This is a genomic window from Paracoccus lutimaris, assembly GCF_003337565.1.
GTDB lineage: Bacteria > Pseudomonadota > Alphaproteobacteria > Rhodobacterales > Rhodobacteraceae > Paracoccus > Paracoccus lutimaris.
In genome coordinates this window covers 14,509-32,686 of the sequence record NZ_QPJL01000029.1, presented here as the reverse complement: position 1 = coordinate 32,686, position 18,178 = coordinate 14,509, and the positions used below count along the sequence as shown (strand labels likewise).

Here is an 18,178-nt window from a genome sequence, read left to right as displayed (position 1 = left end):
TTCGCACCTTTCTGGGCAAAGGCGAAATCCATCGCCTTGACCGCATAGGGGTAATCGTTCTCGGACATGGTGCAGTAGAAAAGGGGCAGATCGACAGGATCGTGCTTCTGATATTTCCCATGATACTTAGGATGGGAAATTGGCAGGTCGATGAAGGCAATCCTCCCCTGATTGTCAACCCTCTGGTCGGGGTAGCGATAGCCGTCCCATCCTGCTTGCGGGATATAGGCGGCATAATCCTGGGTCACGACCGACAGGTTTTCCGGCGACAGCGGGTCATCGCCATCCGAAAGGCCATCGGCGTCCGGTTTCAGGTATTCACGGATGGTGCCATTTTCCTGAACCCGCCAAAGACCATGCTTGCCTTCGCCGATCATCGTGAAAACCTGTTCGGCGATGGTGACGAACCGATAGGTGTAGTTGGTGTTCATGTATCCTATGAAGACCGGCAGATGCGGTATGCCGGAATGGGTACGGTCCGGACGACCCGTGCCAAGCATCTGCTTCTGCCCGTCGTCATCCTTGATGTCCTGGTCCGAAGTATAGAACATCGGATCGCCTAGTGTCAGGTCATGTAGGTTCGGCAGTTCATCCGCGCTTGCGAAATTGCCCGCAGCGAGGATGGCAAGTGCCGATATCGAACTTGCCATCTTCCTCATCCTCATTTCCTCCCTTATCCCGGCATCAAGCCGAGTCGCGCACCCGCGCGCCGCAGACGAATGCCATCCCCTCTGTTTCGGTCGTGAAAGTGATGTGCGCGCCTTTCGGCAAGAGCAGCACATCGCCCTTTCTGGCGTTGACCGTCTTGGTGCCGTCGTTGACCGTGATCTCGCCCTCCAAGACGATCTTCGCCTCGTCATAGTCGTAGTCATAAACCAGCGGCTCGTCGGATTTCTGGATGCGGAAGAACCCGCAGGTCAGCGGCTTGTCATCGCTTTCGGCGGAAACCGCATCCTGCAACCAGGCATTCACCCCCGGCACACCCATGGGCGCGATGTCACGGGCCTGGGCACCCTCTACATGGGTGACCTCGACTCCGTCTGCGAAGGCTAATCCTGCAAACACCCCTCCAAACGCCGCAATCAGCAGGGCCTTGGATAATGCATTCATTCTTGCTCTCCTGTTCCGGCAACGGCCGGTATGCTGCCAGCAGTTTACTGCAAGCGGCACCGTACGCATGACAGCAATCCCCTAGTGAACCCGGCCGTGACGAATTTTGAGACTTCCGTCATTCCGCGGCAAACTCGCGTCAGACACCTGTACCGCTGTTGCCCGGTCACGGACCAGATCGCGCATCGCCTCATGCGCCCCATCCGGCACCCAGACGCCTGTCAACTTGCCCGCCCTGTGCAGCTTAGCCAACATCAGCGCATCGCGGCGGTCCGTCATAACCCGATCCCCAGCCATGACCGGGATCAGCGAGGGCGCGACCACAATGCAGTCATGCCCCATCTTGACAAGCTGGCGGTGCAGGCCATAGCCGCAGGGACCAGCCTCATAGCAGAAGTGCAGCTGCGCACCGCCTGCGGCCAGCTTCTCCACCCGCTTGCGGATTTGGTATGGCCGGTGCGGCACGGATCCCCAATGCCGGACTTCACCGCCACGCGTGCCTTGTGCAACGGCAACGGAAATCGCTGCCTTGTGGACGTCCAGCACGATAAACGTGGTATGTTCCATTCGGTCTCTCCCCCATTCCTGAGGCTCGGTGCCAGCCAATCTGGCGCAACCCTCGAACGGAGAATGCAGAGGAAGAGGCCACCCACCCAGTCAGATCGTCCAGCGATCATCGGGTCTAGGCACCGCCCTGGTGCTGATCGCCACCGCCGGCTTGGCCGTTGAGACCTATCAAAAGCTCTTCACCGCCAAAACCGGTCTCCGCGTCGTGGCGGTGGATAGCGACAATCCGGCGCTTCCGATCAAGGCCCACGTTGAAGCCGGGTATCTCACTGTCGACGTGTTGGACATCGGATAATCGACCTGTCAGAGGGCCCCTCGTTCGACAGAATCTGGGACGGGTAGATGTATAAATACAATCTGATTGCCATCCGAAGAGACGCACCCGGTTAGGACGCGGCTCTGGACTGCATGGTCTTTGTCACCGACACGCGGCGATTCTCGATCGGGCGAAGTGGACCAGCTATAGCTCCGGCTCACAAATCATCGGTCCATTGGTCGGCCTTTACAAAGACGGCAAGGCCGACCAATGGCGCCGATCATGCTGACAAACTCTGGCAACATGAAAAATGCCCTTGCGTCGTCATATGACTTCAGATCGTGCAAGGCCCCATGACTTGCATGACCACGTCAAAGCGTGGCGCTTTCACGCTGCATTCCGGCGGATGGCACGCCCGCCCTGATTAGCATGCCGAAGAGATCACGTGGATCGTCGGGGTCGGCGATAATATCGAGGCGCTGGAAGAGGTCGGTTCCTTCCAGCCGGTCGCGCACATAGCGAAGCGCCGAGAAGTCCTCGATAGCGAAGCCCACGCCGTCGAACAGGGTGATCTGACGCTCCGAGGTGCGGCCGGGCACCGTGCCGGCGATGACCTGCCACATCTCGGTCACAGGAAAATCGGCGGGCATCTGCTGGATCTCTCCCTCGATCCTGGTCTGGGGGGTGTATTCCACGAATACGTCCGACCGGCGCAGGATGTCGGCGTGCAGTTCGGTCTTGCCGGGGCAGTCCCCGCCGATGGCGTTGATGTGGACACCTGCACCGACCATGTTGTCCGTCAGGATCGTCGCATATTGCTTGTCGGCGGTGCAGGTGGTGATGACTTGCGCGCCCAGGATCGCTTCTTGTCCGGACTTGCAGGCTGTCAGATCGAAGCCGAGGCCGGACAGGTTGCGCACCAATTTCGCCGTAGCGGCAGGGTCGATGTCGTAAAGCCGCAGACGATCAATTCCGCAGATTGCGCGCATGGCCAGAGCCTGAAACTCGGACTGTGCGCCGTTGCCGATCATGGCCATGGTGGTGGCGCCCTTGGGCGCCAGATGGCGAGCGACCATGGCGCTTGTCGCCGCAGTGCGCAGCGCAGTCAGCAGGGTCATTTCGGTCAGCAGTTCGGGATAGCCGGTGTCCACGCGCGCCAGCAGACCAAAGGCGGTCACCGTCTGCAAACCCGATTTCGTGTTCTGGGGATGGCCGTTGACGTATTTGAACCCATAGCTGACCCCGTCCGACGTGGGCATCAGTTCGATCACGCCATCCTTTGAGTGGGCAGCCACGCGCGGGGTCTTGTCGAACAGGTCCCAGCGGCGGAAGTCGTCCTCGATATAGCGGGCAAGATCTTTCAGCACGGTCTCGACGCCGATGCTGTGGACCAGCCGCATTATGTTTTCGACGCTGACGAAGCGGATGAAGGCCAGTTCGGAGGGCTTGGAGGCGGGCATGATGATCCTTCAGGAAAAGCTGCGGGTAGGACGATCGAAGACGCGGCGGCCGAAAAGCGAGGCGGTCAGATCGACCATCAGCGAAGCGGTGCGGCCGCGTTCGTCAAGAAACGGGTTCAACTCGACAAGGTCCAGCGAGGTGACGAGATTGCTGTCATGCAGCATTTCCATCGCCAGATGCGCCTCGCGGAAGGTGGCTCCGCCCGGGACGGTAGTGCCCACAGCGGGAGCGATGGCTGGGTCCAGGAAATCGACATCCAGCGACAGGTGCAGCATGCCGTTGGCGGCCCGCACCTCCTCGATGAATTCGGCCAGGGGGGCGGCAATACCGCGTTCGTCGATCTGGCGCATGTCGATGGCACGCATCCCGGCCGACTGGATCGCCGCGCGTTCGGGCGCGTCCACCGAACGCAGGCCGATGAAGCAGATGTTCTTCGGCGGCACTGGGTGCGTCATGGCGGGAAAACCGTCAAAGCCAAGCTGTCCGGTGACATAGCCGATGGGTGTTCCATGCAAGTTGCCCGAGGCGGTCGCTTCCGGGTTGTGGATGTCGGGATGGGCGTCCAGCCACAGGACAAAGAGCGGTCGCCCCTGCGCTGCCGCATGATCGGCAACGCCAGACACGGTGCCCAGCGACAGCGCGTGATCGCCGCCCATGAAGATCGGAAAGCCGTCGGGCATGGCCGCGCGGGCGGCCTCGGCCAGCAGGCGGGTCCATTCGGCGGTTTCGGCGCGGGCGTGCACCTGCCCGGCAGGCGAGGGCGGTGGTGCCTTGGGTCCGGGCACGTCGCCGCGGTCTTCGACATGCCAGCCGAGATCGGCCAGTGTCGTGGCCAATCCCGCCACGCGATAGGCTTCTGGGCCCATCGAACAGCCGCGCCGCCGCTTGCCGCAGTCGAGGCCGGCGCCGATCAAGATGCAGGTGTCGCCGCTCATGCCGACACCGCCGTCGATACCGCTGCCGTCACGATGACTTCGACCAGCAGGTCCGATCCGGCCAGCCGTGCCTCGCCGCAGGCGCGCGCGGGGGCGCAGCCTTCGGGCATCCATTCGTCCCAGACCGTATTCATCGCGTCATAGTCCGACATATGCGCCAGCCAGATGGTCGCATGCAGGATATCACGGCGCGAGGAACCGGCCTCGGTCAGCAGGGCGTCGACCCGCGCCAGGCAGTCACGGGCCTGCTCAACGACACTCGCGCCGGTGCCGACCTGGCCGCAGAGGTAAACGGTGCCATTGTGACGGACGATGCGGCTCATCCGGGCGTTGGTGTGAAAACGTTTGATCATTTGACCCCCATGGGTGGTGCGATATTGCGGACAACGGGATCCCGGCGGCGTTCCAGATGGCGCAGATAGCGCCGCTCCAGCCAGCGAAAGACCCGCGTGATCGCGAAGACGATGATGAAATAAAGGACGGCCGCAGTAATCAGACCCTCATAGGCCAGATAATAGCGCCCGTTCAGCCAGCGACCGACCCCAAGGATGTCCTGCAAGGTGATGGTGCTTGCCACGACCGAGCCATGCAGCATGAAAATCACCTCGTTGGAATAGGCCGGAATGGCGCGTCGAAAGGCCGAGGGCAACACGATCCGGTGCAGCCGTCCACTATGCGACATGCCGGTTGCGATGGCAGCCTCGACCTCGCCCTTGGGCGTGTCTACGATGGCCCCGCGCAACAGCTCGGTCGTGTAGGCACAGGTGTTCAGCGTGAAGGCGATCAGCGCGCACCACCAGGCTTGCGACAGCACCGGACCCCACAACCAGCTTTCGCGGACGAACTGGAACTGGCCCGCGCCGTAATACAGCAGATAGGTCTGCACCAGCAGCGGCGTGCCTCGGAAGACATAGGTATATGCCCAGATCAGAGGATTCAGCACCCGGTGGCGCGATGCGCGGGCGATGGCCAGCGGCACCGCCATGGCGCCGCCAAGTGCCAGCGACAGGAAGGTCAGGCCCAGCGTGACCCCGACGCCCTGCAGGAAGCGGTCGAGGTTCTGGACGATCAACGGCAGGTCCAGCGGGATGAAGGACAGCAGGTTTTCCATCACGCCCTCACCACGCCGCGGCTATAGCGCCGCTCCAGCGCCCGCAGCCCCAGATCCGAAAGCGCCGTCAGCGCCAGATAGATGACGAAGGCCGCCGCCATGAAGGTGAACAGCGCGCCCGTCGAGCGGCCGGCCGAAAAGGCGTTATAGACCAGATCCTGCAAGCCGATGACCGAGACCAGCGCCGTGGTTTTCAGCTGCACCAGCCAGTTGTTGCCGAAACCCGGCACGGCATAGCGCACCATCTGCGGCCAGATGATCCGGCGAAAGACCAGCGGGCGCGACATGCCGGTGCTGATCCCCGCCTCGATTTGCCCGCGCGGGATGGCCAGAATGGCGCCGCGAAAGGTTTCGGTGAAATAGGCGCCGAAGATCACTCCGATGGTCAGCGCGCCGGCGACGAACTGGCTGATCTCGACATAGTCCCACAGGCCGGTGGCCGTCCCGATGGCGTTGACCGTGACTTGGCCGCCGAAGAAGACCAGCATGATCAAGACCAGATCGGGCACGCCACGCACCACGGTGGTATAGGCGCCCGCCAGGGCATTGGCCGCACGGTTGGCCGACAGCTTGGCCCAGGCGCCCAAAAGCCCCAAAGTCACGGACAGCACCAGCGAGGCCAGCGCCAGCTCGACCGTGGTGACCAGCCCGGCCAGAAGCTGTTCGCGGTATTCCAGAAGCAGATCCATCCGAACCTCGCCGGTTGAAGGGCGCGTGTGCTGCGCCCCGGTTGCCGTTACAGGCCGGCCGGGCGGCCGCCGTAGATGTCGAAGGGGAAATATGTGTCGTTGATGGTCTTGTAGGCGCCGTTGTCCCGGATCGCCTTGATCGCCGCGCTGAAGGCGTCACGCAATGCGTCATCGCCCTTGCGCACCGCAACGCCCACGCCTTCGCCATAGCAATCGACATCGGTGTGATCACCGGGCAGGAAGGCGTAGTTCGCGCCTTCGGGTTTCGACAGGAAGCCTTCCTGCGCGATCAGCGAATCCGACAGTTGCGCGTCGATGCGGCCCAGCGACAGATCGCGGAACACCTCGTCCTGGGTGCCGTAAAGCACCAGCTCGGCATCGGGGAAATGCGCCTCGGCGTAGCATTGATGGGTGGAACCGCGCTGCACGCCCAACCGCTTGCTCGCCAGACCCTCGGCCGTGCCTTGAAGATCGGAATCCTTGGGCGCGACGATGCGGGCGGGGGTCTTGTAATATTTCTCGGAAAAGTCGATCTGGCGCTTGCGCTCCTCGGTGATCGACATCGAGGAAATGATGGCGTCGAATTTCTTCGCCTTCAGCGCCGGGATCATGCCATCCCATTCCTGTTCGACAAGCTCGCAGTCGCGCTGCATCTGCGTGCAAAGCGCCTTGGCGATGTCGATGTCAAAGCCGGCAAGGCTGCCATCGGGCTGTTTGAACGAAAAGGGCGGATAGGCACCCTCGACACCGATGCGCAGGGTATCGGCAAAGGCACCGGTGGCAAGGACCGCAAGCGCGGCTGCGAACAGGGTTTTCTTTATCATTGTCATACCACTCTGTTGGATTGATCAGTTCATACGGGACAGGAAGGCCCGGAATTGCTGGGTCTGGGGGTTGCGGAACAGGTCGTCGGGCGCGCCCTCTTCGCAGACCTGGCCCTGATGCAGGAACACGGTCCGGGTCGAGACATCGCGGGCAAAGGCCATTTCATGCGTCACGACCAGCATGGTGCGGCCTTCGTCGGCCAGCGCGCGCATGACTGCCAGAACCTCGCCGACCAGCTCGGGGTCAAGGGCCGAGGTCGGCTCGTCGAACAGCATCACGTCCGGCTCCATCGCCAGCGCCCGGGCGATCGCCACGCGCTGCTGCTGGCCGCCCGACAGATGCGCGGGGTAATAATCGGCGCGGTCCGAAAGCCCGACCTTGGCCAGAAGCGCGGCCGCCTTGTCGCGCGCCTCGCGCCGGGGGGTTCCCAGCACATGCACCGGGCCTTCGATGATGTTTTCCAGCACGGTCATGTGCGACCACAGGTTGAAGCCTTGGAACACCATCGCCAGCTTTGCCCGCATCCGTTCGACCTGTTTCAGGTCGGCGGGCCGGCGGATGCCGCGCCGGTCAGTCATGCGCATCTCCTCACCCTTCAGCCAGACCTTGCCGTCGCTGGGGGTCTCGAGCAGGTTGATGCAACGCAGGAAAGTGCTTTTGCCGGACCCCGAGGCGCCCAGGATCGCCACCACGTCGCCCTTTGCGGCGGTCATGGAGATGCCTTTCAGGACTTCGTGGTCGCCAAAGCTTTTGCGGATATTCTCGACGCGCAGGGCGGGTTCGGTCATGCGGTTTCCTCGGGCTGGCGGCCAAGCGCGGCGATCTCGGCCAGGGTGACGGGCTTGACGGGGGTGCGGATGCGGCCGGGGCCGAGGGCCGAGGGCGCGCAGCCGGTGGTCTGGGCGATCAGGCCGGTGACGGTCGGCTCGCACATGCGGCCCTGACAGGGGCCCATGCCGGTGCGCAGCGCCGTGCGCATCAGGCGCAGGCCATGGGCGCCGCAGGCCGCAGCCTCGCGCACGGCGCCGGCGGTGACTTCTTCGCAGCGGCAAATGATCGTGTCGTCGGGCGGGGCCAGAAAGGCCTTGGGCACCGGATAGGCGGCGTCCAGAAACGGCCGCAGCGACAGGGCGCGCGCCAGGGCGCGGCGCAGCGGACGGGCGCGGCGGTCGCGTTCGTCCAAATCCAGACGGCCCGCGTCATGCAGGATCGCCAGCGCGGCCAGTGCGCCCTGCGCCCGCGCCGCATCCGCGCCGCCGATGCCGCCGCCGTCGCCGGCGACGCGCACTCCGCGCCGCGACGAGCCGCCCCATGCGTCCAGCCGGGGCCGCCACGCCTGCTGGGCAACGTCGTAGTCATGCGTCAGCCCCATCGAGCGGGTCAGATGCGTTTGCGGGATCACGCCCAGATGCGTCAGCAGCAGGCCGCAATCCAGCTCCTGCGGCCCCTTGCGGGTGGTGAAGCCAAAGCCGATCCGCCCCCCGGCCAGCGCAACCGCGCGGAAATCGCGGGCGCCGTGATGGCGCGGGATGCCGTGGATGCGGCGGATCAGACCCAGACCCTTGGCCAGCGTCATCGCCGCCGGCAGGGCGCGGGGCAGTTTCGCCAATGCGTGCCGCAGATCGGTGCCGGTCTCGACCAGTGCCTTGGGCGGGCTGCCGGCGGCGATCATCTGCGCCGCGACCAGATACAGAAGCGGCCCCGCGCCAGCCAGGATGGCGTCCTGCGCCACCATGCCCGACTGCTTCATCAGGATCTGCGCCGCGCCGGCCGGCATCACGCCGGGCAGGGTCCAGCCGGGAAACGGCACCGGACGTTCCTGCGCGCCGGTGGCGATCAGCACATGCGGAGCCGCCGTGACATGGCTTTCGCCGTCGCGCGACCAGATCACGCCGCGCGCCGCGTCAACGCGCCAGACCGTCGCGCGGGGCTGATGCGTGATGCCCGGATGGTTCAGGCCGCGCAGCAGATCCGCGCCCCTGGCATAGTCCGGTCCCAGCCAGTCGCGCCCGGCGGCCGCACCGAGATTGCGATAGATCTGCCCGCCGGCGCGGTCCTGTTCATCCAGCAGCACGACCCGCAAGCCGCCCTCGGCCGCGATGCGCGCCGCCGTCATGCCGGCGGGACCGGCGCCGATGATGACCAGATCGGGGCTCATGGCTGATCCCCCAGCCGGCGGGCGCCGATCTGGCGGCGGATGACCATGCCGTCGCGCGCGGGCGTCATGCAGGCCTGCACATTTGGCCGGCCGTCAATGGTCACGAGACAGTCGAAACAGACCCCCATCATGCAGAACGCCGTGCGGCCGGCACCGGTGACCGGGGTGCGGCGGGTGGCGTCGCCGGATTGCGCCAGCAGCGCGGCGGCGACGGTTTCGCCGGGCCGGGCCAGCAGGGTTTCGCCGTCAAGGCTCATGCGGATGCTGCGCGGGGCCATGCCCGGCGCGTCACGAAAGTGCGAAGCGGCGTTCATCGAAAGCCTCCAGATCCGGGGCGGCGGGATCGTCGTCGATCCATGCGGCCAGCCGCGTTGCATGCAGCGGCGCCAGCGTCACGCCGCTGTGGCAAGTGACGAGGAAAGCGCCGGCACGGTCGGGCGCGCGCTGATAGATCGGATAGCCATCGGGCGTCATTACCCGCAGCGCCGCCCAACTGCGCAGCACGCGGATGTCGGCCAGTTGCGGCCAGACCGCGACGGCGTGCCGGGCCAGCACCGCCATCTGGTCGGTGGATTCGCTGTCGCGGTCGGATTCGGCCTTGGTGCCGCCGATCTGCAAGCCGCCCTCATCGACCTGCCGGATGGTGCTGGACAGAAAGGGCAGCGGATCGGCCACCCGCTCGGTAATCAGCAACTCGCCCCGCTGGGCGCGGATCGGGGCGCGGAATCCCAGTTGCGGCCCAAGGGTGGCCGCGCCCAGACCGGCGCAAAGTACCACGCGATCGGCACGTATCGCACGGTCCGGACCGGCGATTTCATAGCCCCGGTCCAACGCGCGCAGGGTCGTCACCGGTGTATCGGCCGCAAGGCGCACGCCGCTGGCAAGGCAGGCCCGGCGCAGCGCGACATGCAGGCGCAGCGGGTTCACATGGCCGTCAAGCGGGCAAAAGCTGGCGCCCACCACCTTTTGCCCGATGCCAGGCAGGCGCTGCGCCAGATCGCCATGGCTCAGCAGTTCAAACGAGAACCCATCGCCCAACGCCGCCGCCTGCCGGTGCAGGTCCTGGCCGAAAGCGTCGAACTCGGCGCGGTCGGTGAAAAACTCGTAGCCACCCTCCTGACGCAGCGCCAGATCGACCCCGGACAGGTCCTGAAGCCGCCGGGCAAAGCCCGCCCATTCCTGCACGGCGGCCAGCGACCAGCGCCCATAAGGGGCGTAACCCGCACCCTTGCCCTGCAACCAGACTAGGCCGAAATTCCCCTGCGAGGCGCGCATGTCGGCGTCGCGGCCGTCCAGCACCAGCACGTCATGCCCGCGCGCGGCCAGACCCAGCGCCAGGCAAAGCCCGACGATGCCGCCGCCGATGATTGCTGTGCCTGCGTCTGCGGACATGGCTCCATCCTCCCTGCGCCCTGAATGCCCGATGCAGGATGGACATGTAAAATTTGAAATTCTGTGCTATTCATGCGCAAATACTATGAGTCATGCCATGAGACTGTCGCATCGCCAGATCGAGGCCTTTCGTGCCATCATCGAAAGCGGATCGGTCACCGCCGCGGCCGAGTTGCTGTTTCTGACTCAGCCTTCGGTCAGCCGGCTGCTGGCCGATCTTGAGGCCGAGCTGGGGTTCGCGCTGTTCGCCCGCATCGGCCGCAGCCTGACCCCCACACCCGAGGCTGAGGCGCTTTATGAAGAGGTGCGGCGGTCCTTTGTCGGGTTGCAAGAGGTGTCGCGGGTGGCCGAGGACATCCGGCAATACCGCAGCGGCAGCCTGAAAATCGCGGCGATGCCGGCGCTGGGGCTGCAGTTCCTGCCGGCTGTGATCGCGGCCTTCAACCGCGACCGGCCGGGCATCGCCGTATCGCTGCGCGTGCGCAGTTCGCATGCCGTGGTGCAGCATCTCAGTTCGCAACAGTTCGACGTAGGGTTCAGCGCGCTGGACATCGACCTGCCTTCAGTCCGCCGCGAAACCCTTGTCACCATGCCCATGCTGGCGGTGCTGCCCCCCGGCCATCCACTTGGCGAAAAGCCGGTGCTGATGCTGCAGGATTTCCACCAGCAGCCGTTCATTGCCTTGGGAAACGAGATCAGCACGCGGTCGGACACGGACCGGTTCTTTGCCGATCATGGCATCAAGCCCCGCGTGGTCGCCGAGGCGCAACTGTCCTTTGCCATCTGTTCGATGGTGGCTGCCGGTGCCGGGGTGTCGATCATCGAGCCGGTGACCGCGCGGCAATGCGCGGCACTTGGCATGGTGGCGATCCGGCCGATCACGCCCGAACAGCCCTTTACCTATGACATGCTGACGCCGGCGCTGCGGCCGGCGTCAAGGCTGGTCCAGGATCTCGCCGACCGCGTCCGGCGTCAGTTCGAGGATCTGAAGGACAGCCGGATGACGCCTGGCGCAACCGCCGGCAGGTGATTCCCGAACGGTGCGCGCGCAGATCTTGCACATGGTCGTGATGTATTGTCGCCTGCGATTTGGCGATGGTCGCCAGATGCCAGTAATGATATGTCGAAACGACAGATGACAAGCGTCCGGCCTGCCGGAACAACGGGCGGCATGGCAGCTTTTTACAGGCTTTCCCTGGCAAGGAAGACCGCGTCATGCGGTTCCCGCAACCGGCGGGACCCAGAAGCATCCTGCCCGGAATCCTGGCCATGATGTGGTCAACAACCGATGCCCTGCTGATTGGTGGTGCGGTTTTCGCTGCGGCCGTCCTGCGCGGCATCACGGGCTTCGGCTTTGCCCTGGCCGCGGTTCCGCTGATAAGCCTCGTGCTCGCGCCGGTGCAGGGCGCGGCGATCGCCATCTTGCTGCAATGCATGATCGGGTTCGGGGACCTTGTGTCGGTCCGTCGCCTTGTCGACATCAGGTCGCTGACGATGATGTCGGTCGGGGCGGTGATCGGCACACCGGTCGGCCTGATGACGTTGCAGCGGTTATCCGCCAATGCGATGCGCGTGGTGATCGCCATCATCGTTCTGGGCGCATTGGTTGGCTTGGTCCGCAAGGTCCGCCTTGCGCCGGGACCACGCCAGGCCATCGGCGCCGGCGTTTTGGCCGGGATGTTCTCGGGCCTTGCGGCGATGCCGGGCCCGCCTGCCGTTGCCTATCTGCTGGGAACAGCGACCCCCGCCGCCGAAGCCCGCGCGACGCTGATGATCTTTTTCTTCGTCACCTCGCTTCTGGCGCTGCCCGGCCTGCTGTTGCAGGGCGTCGTGGGATGGCCGACCGTGTTGGCTGCGGTGGCCTCGCTCCCGCTTCTGATCGCGGGCACGCATTTGGGCGGTTGGGTGTTCCGCAGGCTGGACGACGGCGGATACCAAAAGGCTGCAATTGCAATGCTGGTGGTGACCGCCGTCTTGGCGGCAATCCGCGGCCTGTGGGGCTTGGCCGGCGGCTAATGCCCGGCCTGCACCGCCGTCACCGCCGAGGCGTTGACAATATCCTCGACCGAACAGCCGCGCGACAGGTCGTTTGCGGGTTTGGCGAGGCCTTGCAGGATGGGGCCGATGGCGGTCAGGCCGCCCAGGCGCTGTGCGATCTTGTAGCCGATGTTGCCTGACGCGAGGTCGGGGAAAACAAAGACGTTGGGGCGGCCCGTCAGCACGCTGTCGGGCGCCTTTTTGGAACGGATCGCGTCGTCGAGGGCGGCGTCGAACTGCATCTCGCCGTCGATTTCCAGCCTCGGCGCGGCGGCGCGCACCAGCGCGAGCGCCTCGCGGATCTTGAGCAGGCTTGGGTGGTCGGCAGAACCGGCGGTGGAAAAGGACAGCATTGCCACGCGCGGCTCCTCGGCCAGCAGGCGCCGGCAGCTGTCGGCGGCCGACAGCGCGATCGAGGCCAGCCCCTCGGCATCGGGGTCGACCACCAGCCCGCAATCGGCAAAGATCATGCCGCCCCTGATCGGCGCCGCCGGGCCGCAGGACAGCATCAGGAAGAAGCTCGAGACGATGCCGGCGCCGGGCGCGCGGCCGATGATCTGGAGCGCGGCGCGTACCGTGTCGGCGGTGGTGGCGACGGCGCCCGCGACGGTGCCGTCCGCCTGGCCCAGCCGGACGCGCATCGCCGCCTGGCGGATCGGGTCGCGCATCTCGGCCAGGGCGCGCTCGGCGGTCATGCCCCGCGCGGCACGCATCCTGTGCCATTGCCCGGCAAGCTCGGGCAGGTCGGGCGCCTCGGCCGGGTTCAGCGCCGTCACCCCGGCAATGGCCGGCCCGTCCATCAGCGTGATCCGGGCCAAGCCTTCGGCGGTCAGGCGGGCGGCGGCCTCGGCCACGCGCGGATCGCCCCCTTCGGGCAGGATGATGTGGCGCGGATTCGCCTGTGCCGCAGCCAAGATACGATCAAGCGGTTTCATGGCAAGGTCCTTCTCAGCTGAGGAAGTGCAGGCCGGCGACCACAAAGACGCCGAGGAAGACGGTTTCAGCGACGATCAGCCCGATTGCGGCGCCGCCCACGTCCAGCATTTTGGCCAGCGAGGTCTTGATGCCGACGGCGGCGATCGCGATCAGCAGCGCCCAACGGCTGAGAACGCCCGCCCAATCCGCGACCACGGCCGGGATCACGCCGAGCGAGTTCAGCGCCGCCAGCACCAGAAAGCCCAGCACGAAGCCCGGCAGCAGCGGCGGGCGCTTGCCGCCATCCATGTCCGCAAGGCCCCGTGCGCGGATGACCAGCGAAAAGCACAGCACCACCGGCGCCAGCATCGAGACCCGGATCAGCTTGACCAGCGTCGCCGTCTCGCCCGTCTCGGGGCCGATGGAAAAGCCCGCCCCGACCACCTGCGCCACGTCGTGGATGGTGCCGCCCAGAAACACCCCGCTGTCGCGCGGCGTGAACCCGAACAGGCCCGACAGCATCGGGTAAAGCACCATGGCCACCGTGGACAAGACCGTCACCGACAGCACGGTGAAGGCCAGGTCGCGTTCCGAGCGTTCATGGCGCGGCAACACCGCGGCGATGGCCATGGCGGCCGAGGCGCCGCAAATTGCCACCGACCCGCCGGTCAGCAGCGCAAAGCGCCAATCCCGGTTGACGAAGCGCGCCGCGATCAGGCCGAACAGGATGGTCAGGACGACCCCGGCGATGACCAGTGCGATCGCGGCGCCACCCAGCCCCGCCAGCATGTCGACGCTGATGCGCGCCCCAAGCAGCGCCACCCCCAGCCGAAGCACCGTCCGGGCGGTCAGCGCCACGCCCGGGGCAGTGCGGGTGCCTTCCTCGGCCAGGAAGTTCAGCGCCAGCCCCAGCAGCAGCGCCAGCAGCATGGCGGGGGCGCCGTAATGCTCGGACAGGAACTGCGCCGTGGCCGCCACCAGAACCGATACGGCAAAGCCCGGAAAGGCGTCCGATACCATCTGGCGGGCGGGAAGCAGGTCGGTGCTGGCCATGGGGATGTCCTTGTTGAATGCAGGGCACCATCCGGCGCGAGAGGCTCGCGCCGGAGGGATCGTTTCAGCAGGGCAGGCCGGATCAGGCGGCGCCGCGCTGCGGGCGCATGTCGGCCGGATCGATGCCGGCCACGGGAACCGGCTTCTTCATCGCGTCGCGGCGGAAGGGCTCGCCCAGCTCCTGGTTCAAGAGCACCTCGATGAAGGTGGTCTCGCCGTGCTTCATCTGCCGCTCGACCGCGTCGTGCAGGGCCTGGGTCAGCTCCTCCTGCGACCTGACCTGCACGCCACCCACGCCGCAGGCCTTGGCGATGCCGGCATAGGTGGTGTCGCGGTCCAGCTCGGTGCCGACGAAGTTGTTGGCATACCACAGCGTCGTGTTGCGCTTTTCCGCGCCCCACTGGTAGTTGCGGAAGATCACCATGGTGATCGCCGGCCAGTCCTTGCGGCCCACGGACACCATCTCGTTCATCGAGATGCCGAAGGCGCCGTCGCCGGCAAAGCCGATCACCGGCGTGTCGGGGTTGCCGATCTTGGCGCCGAGGATCGCCGGGAAGCCATAGCCGCAGGGGCCGAACAGGCCCGGCGCCAGGTATTTGCGGCCGCCCTCGAAGGTGGGATAGGCGTTGCCGATGGCGCAGTTGTTGCCGATGTCGGAGCTGACGATGGCGTCCGCCGGCACCGCCTGCATGATCGCCCGCCAGGCCTGGCGCGGGCTCATCAGGTCGCTGTCGCGTTGGCGCGCCTCCTCGTTCCAGACCGTGCCCGGATCGTCGTCCTCGTGGTCGAGGCTGGACAGCTCCTGCGCCCAACGCGACTTGGTCTGCGCCACCAGGTCCTTGCGCTCGGCCCGGCCGGCATCGCCGGCGCTGTCGGACAGCTGCGCCAGGATGCCGCGCGCCACCTTGCCCGCGTCGCCCTGGATGCCCACGGTGACCTTCTTGGTCAGGCCGATGCGGTCGGCGTTGATGTCGACCTGGATGATCTTCGCTTCCTTGGGCCAATAGTCGATGCCGTAGCCCGGCAGGGTCGAGAACGGGTTGAGCCGCGTCCCCAGCGCCAGGACCACGTCGGCCTTGGCGATCAGTTCCATCGCGGCCTTGCTGCCGTTATAGCCGAGTGGCCCGACCGCCAGCGGGTGGCTGCCCGGGAAGCTGTCGTTGTGCTGGTAGTTCGAGGCCACCGGTGCATCCAGCCGCTCGGCCAGTGTCACGAGATCCGGGATCGCGCCCGACAGGACGACGCCGGCACCTGACAGAATCACCGGGAACTTGGCTTCCGATAGCAGCCGCGCGGCTTCGGTCACGGCTTCCTCGCCCCCGGCCGGGCGCTCGAAGGCCACGACCTGTGGCAGATCGACGTCGATGACCTGGGTCCACATGTCGCGCGGAATGTTCATCTGCGCCGGCGCCGAGTTGCGCCAGGCCTGCATGATGACGCGGTTCAAGACCTCGGGAATGCGCGAGGGGTCGCGGACCTCTTCCTGATAGCACACGCAATCGGCAAACAGCCGCATCTGCTCCATCTCCTGGAAGCCGCCCTGGCCGATGGTCTTGTTGGCGGCCTGGGGCGTCACCAGCAAAAGCGGGGTGTGGTTCCAGTAGGCGGTCTTGACCGGCGTCACGAAGCCCGTCACCCCCGGCCCGTTCTGCGCGATCATCATCGACATCTTGCCGGTCGAGCGCGTGAACCCGTCCGCCATCAGCCCGGCATTCGTCTCATGCGCGGTGTCCCAGAACGTGATCCCGGCCTTGGGAAAGAGGTCGCTGACCGGCATCATGGCCGAGCCGATGATCCCGAACGCATGCTCGATCCCATGCATCTGCAGAACTTTGACAAACGCTTCCTCGGTCGTCATCTTCATGGCGGATAGCTCCTTATGCCCGCTCGTCGCGGTAGTGATAGAGGTGATAGAGGCCCCACTGGCCAAGCCGCCGGAACGGCGTCTTCCAGCCCTCGTGGGGAAGTTCGGTGTTGAAGATCGGCAGGTCCGGGACAGCCTGTCCCGCGACAAGCTGCGCCAGCCGGCGACCCGCCATGGCCGAATACATGACGCCATTGCCGCCATATCCCAGCGAGTAGAACAGTCCCGGCGTATCCGGCAGCCCGGTGATGCGCGGCATCATGTCGTGGCTGACATCGACCCATCCCCACCAGCTGTAATCCAGGTCGATCCCGCGCAGGGCGGGGAATTTCCGGGCCATGCCTTCGCGCAAGCTGTTCAGGTGCGCCGGGTTGGCTGCATCGCGCCCGGTGATCGCCGCGCGCGATCCGATCTGCAGCCGGTTGTCGGGCAGCAGGCGGTAATAATGACGCAGCGTACGCGTATCCGTCAGCGGGGACATGGTGCGAATGCCCACGGACTCGAGCTCTGACGGAGTCAGGACACGCGTGACGATGCTGTTCGACATGATCGGCATCAGGCGGTCGCGAAGGCGGCCGTGCAGGCTCCGGGTGGCGTAGGCAGCCGTTGCGACCGCCACGCGGCGTGCACGGACCGTGCCGCCCGGCGTGCGCAGGTGATGGACGCCGTTCTTCAGCTCCCATCCCTGCACCGGAGTGTCGGGATGCACGGTGGCGCCCAGTTCGCGGGCCACGCGCAGATAGCCGAAGGCCAGCTTTGCGGCGTGGATGCTGACGCCGTCGGCCTCCCACATCGCACCATGGGCTTCCTGGTCGCGCACTGCGCTGGCGAACAGCTCTTCCCGCGACAGCATTCGGGCATCATAGCCGAAGGTGTCGCGCAGCAGCTTCGCCTCGGCCTCCAGCGTCGGAATGACGCCGGCCTTGTGGGCGATATAATAGTGGCCGCCATCCTGCGGATCACACTGGATGTCGTGGTCGCGCAGCAGCCCGCGGAACAGTGCGAACGCCTCGACCATCTCGTGGTGCATGCCGCGCGCGACATCCAAGCCCCAGCGGTCGATCCATTGGCTGCGCTTGAGCCGCCCGGCGCTGATCTGCGCCTGGCCGCCGTTCCGGGTGGAACAGCCATAGGCGACCCCATTGGCCTCGAGCACGGTGGCCTTGATACCATGTTCCTTCGCCAGGTGAATGGCCGTGGACAGCCCCGTATAGCCCGAGCCGATCACGGCCACATCCACGTCCATGTCGCGTGTGACCGGACCGTCGCCGTCGGGGGCCGGGCCGGCCGTGCCAATCCAATAGGTGGGGGCATAGTCGCTGCCCGGTCCCAGAGCGCGCGCCGTCATGGGGTCATACTGAGGGTCGAACGGCACCGACCCGCGTTTGTCGATAGGCTGCATAGCGGTCACTTGACGGGAATGTTCGGGCGTTGCTTGCGGATCGCCTGCTTTTCCACGATCCGGCCGTGACGGAAGCGGAACAGGTCGGCGCCCTGCACTTCGGTCCGGGTGCCGTCGGGGTTCGTGGCGCGGAAGGTCCATTGGCTCACGCCGCGGGTCCCATCCTCGGACACGAAATGGCTGTGGTCGGCCCACTGCACGTCCGGCATCGTGGTCCATACGCCTTCAAACGCCTTGGCGATCGCCTCGCGGCCTTCGATCTTGTTGCCGTATTCATTGTCACCGGCGACAGTGTAGAAGACGCAATCATCACCGAAGTGGGTCATGACACCGTCAATGTCGTGGCGGTTGAAGGCATCGAAGGTGTCTTGCAGGTCGGCGGCGGTCAGTGTGCGGGTCATAG

At 65.7% G+C, this 18,178-nt stretch carries 20 protein-coding genes and 1 pseudogene; 3 read left to right on the top strand and 18 right to left on the bottom strand.

Features of this window, described 5'->3' with window-relative positions:
* The 3 genes and pseudogenes from DFP89_RS17620 to DFP89_RS17610 form a co-directional block, all read right to left on the bottom strand.
* Positions 1-650, bottom strand: a 650-nt coding sequence (locus DFP89_RS17620; RefSeq protein ID WP_220269870.1) for a hypothetical protein, incomplete at its 3' end; no start/stop codon positions are given.
* A gap of 34 nt (positions 651-684) precedes the next feature.
* Positions 685-1,110 (bottom strand): cupin domain-containing protein, encoded by a 426-nt coding sequence (locus DFP89_RS17615; RefSeq protein ID WP_211371325.1) that lies wholly within the window; start codon positions 1,108-1,110, stop codon positions 685-687.
* A 153-nt stretch (positions 1,111-1,263) separates the two neighbouring features.
* Positions 1,264-1,677: pseudogene (locus tag DFP89_RS17610) on the bottom strand (IS110 family transposase); the annotation flags it as partial.
* Between the two features lie 130 nt (positions 1,678-1,807).
* On the opposite strand from DFP89_RS17610, the gene DFP89_RS20390 reads away from it, so the two are divergent.
* Entirely contained in the window at positions 1,808-1,972 is a 165-nt protein-coding gene (locus DFP89_RS20390; protein WP_155065451.1) for a hypothetical protein, read from the top strand.
* A 332-nt stretch (positions 1,973-2,304) separates the two neighbouring features.
* On the opposite strand, the gene DFP89_RS17605 is transcribed toward DFP89_RS20390, so the two are convergent.
* From DFP89_RS17605 to DFP89_RS17560, 10 genes are read right to left on the bottom strand one after another with little or no spacing between them, the layout of a single operon-like run.
* Positions 2,305-3,393, bottom strand: coding sequence for an ornithine cyclodeaminase (locus DFP89_RS17605; protein ID WP_114350683.1), 1,089 nt, complete (start codon positions 3,391-3,393; stop codon positions 2,305-2,307).
* A 9-nt stretch (positions 3,394-3,402) separates the two neighbouring features.
* Complete coding sequence (gene rocF / locus DFP89_RS17600; protein WP_114350682.1) at positions 3,403-4,329, bottom strand: arginase; 927 nt, start codon at positions 4,327-4,329, stop codon at positions 3,403-3,405.
* The gene (locus DFP89_RS17595; protein ID WP_114350681.1) at positions 4,326-4,682 is read right to left on the bottom strand and encodes a RidA family protein; all 357 of its coding nucleotides are present in this window, start codon (positions 4,680-4,682) and stop codon (positions 4,326-4,328) included. Before DFP89_RS17595 ends, rocF begins: the two co-directional genes overlap by 4 nt.
* Complete coding sequence (locus tag DFP89_RS17590) at positions 4,679-5,440, bottom strand: ABC transporter permease (RefSeq protein ID WP_114350680.1); 762 nt, start codon at positions 5,438-5,440, stop codon at positions 4,679-4,681. Before DFP89_RS17590 ends, DFP89_RS17595 begins: the two co-directional genes overlap by 4 nt.
* Positions 5,440-6,129: an ABC transporter permease gene (locus DFP89_RS17585; RefSeq protein WP_114350679.1), complete on the bottom strand. Its 690-nt coding sequence runs from the start codon at positions 6,127-6,129 to the stop codon at positions 5,440-5,442. Before DFP89_RS17585 ends, DFP89_RS17590 begins: the two co-directional genes overlap by 1 nt.
* Positions 6,130-6,176: 47 nt before the next feature.
* Entirely contained in the window at positions 6,177-6,953 is a 777-nt protein-coding gene (locus tag DFP89_RS17580; RefSeq protein ID WP_211371324.1) for an ABC transporter substrate-binding protein, read from the bottom strand.
* 24 nt (positions 6,954-6,977) lie between these two features.
* The gene (locus DFP89_RS17575) at positions 6,978-7,742 is read right to left on the bottom strand and encodes an ABC transporter ATP-binding protein (RefSeq protein WP_114350677.1); all 765 of its coding nucleotides are present in this window, start codon (positions 7,740-7,742) and stop codon (positions 6,978-6,980) included.
* Entirely contained in the window at positions 7,739-9,112 is a 1,374-nt protein-coding gene (locus tag DFP89_RS17570; protein ID WP_114350676.1) for an NAD(P)/FAD-dependent oxidoreductase, read from the bottom strand. The genes DFP89_RS17575 and DFP89_RS17570 overlap by 4 nt, the downstream gene beginning before the upstream one ends.
* Positions 9,109-9,426: a (2Fe-2S)-binding protein gene (locus tag DFP89_RS17565; RefSeq protein ID WP_114350675.1), complete on the bottom strand. Its 318-nt coding sequence runs from the start codon at positions 9,424-9,426 to the stop codon at positions 9,109-9,111. The genes DFP89_RS17570 and DFP89_RS17565 overlap by 4 nt, the downstream gene beginning before the upstream one ends.
* A complete protein-coding gene (locus tag DFP89_RS17560) occupies positions 9,401-10,504 on the bottom strand; it encodes an NAD(P)/FAD-dependent oxidoreductase (protein ID WP_114350674.1) in 1,104 nt (367 codons plus the stop codon). Before DFP89_RS17560 ends, DFP89_RS17565 begins: the two co-directional genes overlap by 26 nt.
* 97 nt (positions 10,505-10,601) lie before the next feature.
* On the opposite strand from DFP89_RS17560, the gene DFP89_RS20175 reads away from it, so the two are divergent.
* Both DFP89_RS20175 and DFP89_RS17545 read left to right on the top strand, forming a co-directional pair.
* The gene (locus tag DFP89_RS20175) at positions 10,602-11,534 is read left to right on the top strand and encodes a LysR substrate-binding domain-containing protein (protein ID WP_170293993.1); all 933 of its coding nucleotides are present in this window, start codon (positions 10,602-10,604) and stop codon (positions 11,532-11,534) included.
* A gap of 185 nt (positions 11,535-11,719) precedes the next feature.
* On the top strand, positions 11,720-12,520 hold the full coding sequence (locus DFP89_RS17545) for a sulfite exporter TauE/SafE family protein (RefSeq protein WP_245948854.1): 801 nt from the start codon (positions 11,720-11,722) through the stop codon (positions 12,518-12,520).
* Here the strand turns inward: DFP89_RS17545 and pta are convergent.
* The 5 genes from pta to DFP89_RS17520 form a co-directional block, all read right to left on the bottom strand.
* Positions 12,517-13,476: a phosphate acetyltransferase gene (gene pta / locus DFP89_RS17540; RefSeq protein ID WP_114350673.1), complete on the bottom strand. Its 960-nt coding sequence runs from the start codon at positions 13,474-13,476 to the stop codon at positions 12,517-12,519. The two genes, DFP89_RS17545 and pta, sit on opposite strands and share 4 nt — an antisense overlap.
* 13 nt (positions 13,477-13,489) lie before the next feature.
* Entirely contained in the window at positions 13,490-14,509 is a 1,020-nt protein-coding gene (locus DFP89_RS17535) for a YeiH family protein (RefSeq protein ID WP_028720129.1), read from the bottom strand.
* Positions 14,510-14,591: 82 nt separating this feature from the next.
* Positions 14,592-16,373 (bottom strand): sulfoacetaldehyde acetyltransferase, encoded by a 1,782-nt coding sequence (gene xsc, locus DFP89_RS17530; RefSeq protein WP_114350672.1) that lies wholly within the window; start codon positions 16,371-16,373, stop codon positions 14,592-14,594.
* Positions 16,374-16,386: 13 nt separating this feature from the next.
* Positions 16,387-17,775: an NAD(P)/FAD-dependent oxidoreductase gene (locus tag DFP89_RS17525; protein WP_114350671.1), complete on the bottom strand. Its 1,389-nt coding sequence runs from the start codon at positions 17,773-17,775 to the stop codon at positions 16,387-16,389.
* A 5-nt stretch (positions 17,776-17,780) separates the two neighbouring features.
* The gene (locus DFP89_RS17520) at positions 17,781-18,176 is read right to left on the bottom strand and encodes a nuclear transport factor 2 family protein (RefSeq protein WP_114350670.1); all 396 of its coding nucleotides are present in this window, start codon (positions 18,174-18,176) and stop codon (positions 17,781-17,783) included.
* Between the last annotated feature and the right edge of the window lie 2 nt (positions 18,177-18,178).